Annotated in this window: 3 protein-coding genes, 1 tRNA gene and 1 rRNA gene (1 of these 5 only partly in view); all 5 read right to left on the bottom strand. The window is 44.3% G+C overall.

The features are described from left to right. Positions 1-42, bottom strand: a 16S ribosomal RNA gene (locus tag DW251_RS11565); it reaches 1512 nt to the left of the window's first position. A gap of 288 nt (positions 43-330) precedes the next feature. Continuing rightward, a tRNA-Ser gene (locus DW251_RS11560) sits at positions 331-418 on the bottom strand. 195 nt (positions 419-613) lie between these two features. Continuing rightward, entirely contained in the window at positions 614-3145 is a 2532-nt protein-coding gene (gene gyrA, locus DW251_RS11555; RefSeq protein WP_118301221.1) for a DNA gyrase subunit A, read from the bottom strand. 218 nt (positions 3146-3363) lie between these two features. Continuing rightward, a complete protein-coding gene (gene gyrB, locus DW251_RS11545) occupies positions 3364-5277 on the bottom strand; it encodes a DNA topoisomerase (ATP-hydrolyzing) subunit B (RefSeq protein ID WP_021870165.1) in 1914 nt (637 codons plus the stop codon). 80 nt (positions 5278-5357) lie between these two features. Then, a complete protein-coding gene (gene recF, locus DW251_RS11540) occupies positions 5358-6443 on the bottom strand; it encodes a DNA replication/repair protein RecF (RefSeq protein WP_118301220.1) in 1086 nt (361 codons plus the stop codon). Positions 6444-6459 lie beyond the last annotated feature (16 nt).

The raw sequence follows: 6459 nt of genomic DNA, 5'->3' as shown, positions 1-6459 counted from the left end.
CCGCCAGCGTTCATCCTGAGCCAGGATCAAACTCTCATGTTAAAAAGTTGATCGAAGTTCGGATTACTTAGCTTGGCTAATTTATCCTAAACCTTCATTACTTGGTTTTTGTTCTGAATTTTCTCAAAAATCCAAAGGTCTAAACCAGACCTTTTATTTTAGAATTTTCAGGGTTTTACATACTGTTTAATCTTCAATTATCAAGGTTCTTTGTTGTTGTCTGTCTCAGCAGCAACTCGTTTATGATATCACAGCCGCAACCGTTTGTCAACAACTTTTTTAAATTTATTTTTTACTGTTTTTCACAGTAGTTTCATCTGGAAAAAAGAGCGGAGAAAGAGGGATTTGAACCCTCGCGCCGGTTTCCCGACCTACACCCTTAGCAGGGGCGCCTCTTCGGCCTCTTGAGTATTTCTCCGAATTCATAATTTCCTTATGATGCTTCTAAGCAGACACACTTATCCGTCAGACGCATGTAGTATTATACTAAAGCATATTACACATGTCAAGAGCTTTTTTACATATTTTTGAACTTTTTTACATGTCTTTTTACAAAAAAAGGACACGCTCACCGCGCGTCCTTAACTAGGCATTCCAAAAGCATCATAAGATATTATTCTTCTGTATCATTTTCTTCTGTTTCAGCAGTATTATCCTCTGCCTCTTCCAGTTCTTCTTCCTCTGCTTCATTGTCTCTGGTAGCACTTTCTCTTACCTTGGCAATGCTTGCAACCTTAATATCAGACTCCTGGTCGATATTCATCAGTTTTACACCGGAAGTATTTCTTCCGATCACGGAAATATCATCTACAGACATACGGATCACAATACCCTCAGTAGTGATAAGCATGATCTCACGACCGTCATTTACCAGCTTTGCTCCGATCAGGTAGCCGGTCTTTTCTGTTACCTTATAGCAGAGTACACCCTTACCACCGCGGATCTGTGCATTAAATTCGCTGATCAGGGTACGCTTGCCCATACCATTTTCAGATACAACTAAAAGATGTTCGCCCTGGCTTTCCATCTGCATGCCAATGACTTCATCATCCTCATCAAAACGCATACCGATAACACCCATGGAAACACGGCCTGTTACTCTTACGTCTGTTTCCTTAAAGCGGATACACATACCTTTCTTAGTCACAAGGAAGATATCCTGGGTATTATCCGTTGCCTTTACTTCGATCAGTTCATCATCGTCACGAAGTACAATGGCCTGAAGTCCGTTCTTGCGCACATTTTCGTATTCTAACATCGGGGTCTTCTTTACCATACCCTTCTTGGTAGCCATAAACAGATATTTATCCTCGTTCAGCTCGCGCATTGGGATAATAGCCGTGATCTTTTCACCTGGCTGCATCTGTAAAAGGTTTACAATGGCTGTTCCACGGGCTGTACGGCCTGCTTCCGGGATCTCATATGCCTTGATCCTGTATACACGTCCAGTGTTGGTAAAGAACATCATATAATGGTGGTTGGTAGTCATAAGAAGGTCCTCAATATAGTCCTCCTCAATGGTCTGCATTCCCTTGATGCCCTTTCCGCCACGGTTCTGGCTTCTGAAATTGTCTACGTCCATACGCTTGATATAACCTAAATGGGTCATGGCGATCACGGTATCCTCATCCGGGATCAGGTCTTCCATGGACATATCATCATCATAGCCAATGGCAGTTCTTCTGTCGTCACCGTATTTTTCAGCAATGATATTGATCTCTTCTTTAATTACGGTTAAAAGCTTCTTCTCGTCTGCCAGGATCGCTTTTAACTCTGCAATACGGATCTGAAGCTCCTTATATTCATTTTCCAGCTTCTCACGTTCCAGACCTGTAAGCGCACGCAGTCTCATGTCTACGATTGCCTGAGCCTGTGCGTCACTTAAGCCGAAACGCTCCATTAACTGATTTTTAGCGTCTGCTACATTTGCAGAACCGCGGATGATGCGGATGACCTCATCAATGTGGTCTAAGGCGATCAGTAAGCCCTGTAAAATGTGGGCACGTTCCTCTGCCTTATTTAAGTCATACTGGGTCCTGCGTCTTACTACGTCTTCCTGATGGGCAATGTAGCAGTCCAGCATCTGGTGCAGGTTCATGACCTTCGGTTCATTGTTCACCAGAGCCAGCATGATCACACCAAAGGTATCCTGCAGCTGTGTATGCTTTAACAGCTGGTTTAAGATAACATTGGCGTTTACGTCACGGCGCAGTTCGATATTGATACGCATACCTTCACGGTTAGATTCGTCACCGATGTAGGTAATGCCGTCGATCTTCTTTTCTTTTACCAGCTCTGCGATCTTTTCGATGAGTCTGGCTTTATTTACCATGTATGGCAGCTCTGTAACGATAATACGTGACTTGCCGTTTGGCATGGTCTCAATATTGGTCACGGCTCTTACTTTGATCTTAGCGCGGCCGGTGCGGTATGCTTCCTCAATGCCACGTTTTCCTAAAATGGTGGCTCCTGTAGGGAAATCAGGTCCCTTAATAATCTCCATGATCTCCTCTAAGGAGGTCTCACGGTCCTCATTTACACGGTTATCGATCATTCTTACAACCGCTGCGATGACTTCACGCAGGTTGTGAGGCGGGATATTGGTAGCCATACCAACGGCGATACCGGAAGTACCATTTACTAACAGATTTGGAAATCTGGAAGGTAATACTACAGGCTCTTTTTCGGTCTCATCAAAGTTTGGTACGAAATCTACGGTATTTTTATTAATGTCAGCCAGCATTTCCATGGAAATACGGCTTAAACGTGCCTCTGTATATCGCATAGCTGCGGCACCGTCACCATCCACGGAACCAAAGTTTCCATGTCCGTCTACTAACGGATATCTGGTAGACCAGTCCTGGGCCATGTTGACCAATGCCCCGTAAATGGAGCTGTCACCATGAGGATGATATTTACCCATGGTATCACCAACGATACGGGCACACTTACGATGTGGCTTATCCGGTCCGTTGTTTAACTCTATCATAGAAAACAGCACGCGGCGCTGTACCGGCTTTAAGCCGTCTCTGGCGTCAGGAAGGGCTCTGGCGCTGATAACACTCATGGCATAGTCAATATAGGACTGTTCCATGGTCTTTTTAAGGTCCACGTCATGGACCTTGTCAAATACATTCGGTTCCATAATTTATCTCCTTTATGCGTAAATGTACTCTCTAACATGTTCTCTCGGAATCTTTCTGTGCCTGATTTTGTGAGAAGATTTTTTATCAGTTGTGCCCAAATTTCTGAGGCGTACGCAGTGCGTACGTTGATGAAATTCGGGTGCGACTGGCAGAAAATCGGCCACAAAGGCAGATGCAGGAAAGACTCCGAGAGGACATTAACTCTTTCAGGAGTCCATTAAATATCCAGGTTCTTAACTTTCTTTGCATTCTGGGCAATGAAATCACGTCTTGGCTCTACCTGATCACCCATAAGAGTAGTAAAGGTAAGGTCTACTTCTGATGTGGTCTCTTCATCCATGGTCACGCGCAGTAAGATACGGCGTTCCGGATCCATGGTAGTCTCCCAAAGCTGCTCTGCATCCATTTCTCCCAGACCTTTGTAACGCTGGATCTTGTTGCTGTTGTCACGGCCAATGTCCATGAGAATGGAATTTAATTCCTCATCACTGTAAGCATACCATACTTTTTTATTTTTCTCGATCTTGTATAACGGCGGCTGAGCCAGGTATACATAGCCCTGTTTGATCAGCTCCGGCATAAAGCGGTAGATAAATGTAAGGAGCAGAGTACTGATGTGAGCGCCGTCCACATCCGCATCGGTCATGATGATGATCTTGTGGTAGCGCAGCTTGCTGATATCGAAGTCATCATGGATACCGGTACCAAAAGCAGTGATCATAGCCTTGATCTCCGCATTAGCATAAACTTTATCCATTCTTGCCTTTTCTACGTTTAAGATCTTACCGCGAAGAGGAAGGATGGCCTGGGTTGCTCTGGAACGTGCAGTCTTTGCAGAACCGCCCGCAGAATCTCCCTCTACGATGTAGATCTCACAGTTTTCCGGGTTCTTGTCAGAACAGTCTGCCAGTTTTCCAGGAAGTGCCATACCGTCTAAAGCGGATTTACGGCGTGTCAGGTCTCTTGCCTTTCTTGCAGCAGCTCTTGCCCTCTGTGCCAGAATGGATTTTTCACACATAACTTTGGCAACTGCCGGGTTCTGCTCCAGGAAATAGGTCAGCTGCTCGCTTACAATACTGTCTACAGCCGCTCTGGCCTCGCTGTTGCCCAGTTTCTGCTTGGTCTGGCCTTCAAACTGAGGCTCGCTGATCTTAACGCTGATAATGGCTGTAAGACCTTCACGGATATCTTCACCGGAAAGGCTTTCTTCGTTATCCTTTAACAACTTGTTCTTTCTTGCATAGTCATTAAAGGTCTTTGTAAGGGCATTCTTAAAGCCGGTAAGGTGGGTACCACCTTCCGGAGTATTGATATTATTTACAAATGTATAAATGTTCTCTGTATAGGAGTCATTGTGCTGCATGGAAACTTCTACATAAACTCCCTCTTTTGTACCTTCGCAGTAAAGAACATTTTCGTATAATGGAGCTTTTCCCTTGTTTAAATAAGTTACAAACTCTCTAATACCGCCTTCGTAGTGGAAGGTTTCTTCTTTTTTGTCTTCCCTGTCATCTCTTAAAATGATCTTTAAGTTCTTGGTAAGGAAAGCAGTCTCTCTTAAACGGATCCGTAAAGTATCATAATCGTATACGGTCTCCTCAAAGATCTCCTTATCCGGAAGGAAAGTAACAGTCGTACCATGTTTATCCGGACTGCAGTTTCCTACTACTTTTAAGGGGTAACATACTTTTCCTCTTTCATAACGCTGCTTATAAATATTTCCATCACGGTATACTAAAACTTCCAGCCACTCAGACAGGGCATTTACAACAGATGCACCTACGCCGTGAAGACCGCCGGATACCTTGTATCCGCCATTTCCAAATTTACCACCGGCATGAAGGATGGTAAATACAACTTCAACTGCAGGAAGTCCCGCTTTTTTCTGAATATCCACCGGAATTCCACGACCATCATCAATAACAGTAATAGAGTTGTCCGGATTAATGGTCACATCAATGGAATCGCAGTATCCTGCCAGTGCCTCATCCACTGCATTATCTACGATCTCATAAACCAGATGATGGAGTCCGCGGGCAGATGTGCTGCCAATATACATACCTGGGCGCTTTCTTACCGCCTCAAGTCCTTCCAGAATCTGAATCTGATCTGCTCCGTACTGCTCTCCCATGTTCTATATCTTCCTTTCTTTTTCAGACAGCAGACCTATGGTCTTTAACCGTTTTTCTGCAGCCTGTATATCTGTATGATTTAATTTTGGCTTGTAACTTTTCCCTCTTCCACCTTGAATATCTTATCAATGTGAAATCTATGGTTCACAAAATCTTCCAGACCTGTACAGGTGATCATGGTCTGGATATCCTGTATTGCATCTAAAAGCTGGTTCTGGCGGCTGCTGTCAAGTTCTGACAGCACATCATCCAAAAGAAGCACCGGATCATCCCGGCTGATCTTTTTCACCAGCTCCAGTTCTGAAAGCTTTAAAGACAAAGCGGCTGTCCTCTGCTGCCCCTGGGAACCAAACCTGCGGATATCAATGCCATTGACTACAAAACTGATATCGTCCCTGTGGGGACCTGCCAGTGTGGTCTTCTGCTTCATATCCTGCTGCCTGCTTTTTCTCACAGCTGCTTCCAGTTCCTCTTCCTCTGTATCCGGGTCATAGATCACTTCAATGTTTTCTTTTCCCCCGGAAAGTTTGGTGTGGAGCTCCTTAATGATGTCTCCCAGCTGATCGATAAAAGCTCTTCTGGCCTTTATCACTTCTTTTCCGAAGCGTACCAGCTGTTCATCCCATACATCCAGTGTTGCCTCATATTCCGGATGAAAACCAAGCTCTTTTAAAAGTTTGTTTCTCTGAAGAAGGACTTTGTTGTACTGGACCAAGGAATGGACATACACTTTATCTAACTGGCATAATTCCATGTCAATAAAGCGTCTTCGCTCCGAAGGACCATTTTTAATGATATTTAAGTCTTCCGGTGAGAAAAACACCACATTTACAAGACCAAACAGCTGACTGGCCTTTCTGATCGGAATGCCGTCTACTGCGATCCCCTTGGTCTTATTTTTCTTTAAATGCATATCAATGCGGCAAGGAACCACACCTTTTTTGATCTGAAGCTTAATGTGGGACTCATCTTCTCCAAACCGGATCATATCCCTGTCTTTCGCCCCTCTGTGGGACTTGGTAGTGCAGCACACATAAACTGCCTCCAGGATATTGGTCTTTCCCTGTGCATTGTCGCCATAGAGAATATTGGTTCCCTGACTCAATTCCATATGCAGTTCTTCATAATTGCGGTAATTCTTAAGTTCTATGGATTCGATGGTCATAGAAATTCTCTTTCAA

Origin of the sequence: Clostridium sp. AM22-11AC (assembly GCF_003473545.1) — a bacterium.
Lineage (GTDB): Bacteria > Bacillota > Clostridia > Lachnospirales > Lachnospiraceae > Enterocloster.
The sequence above is the reverse complement of the archived record's forward strand: the minus strand, read 5'-3'. Positions and strand labels throughout refer to the sequence as shown.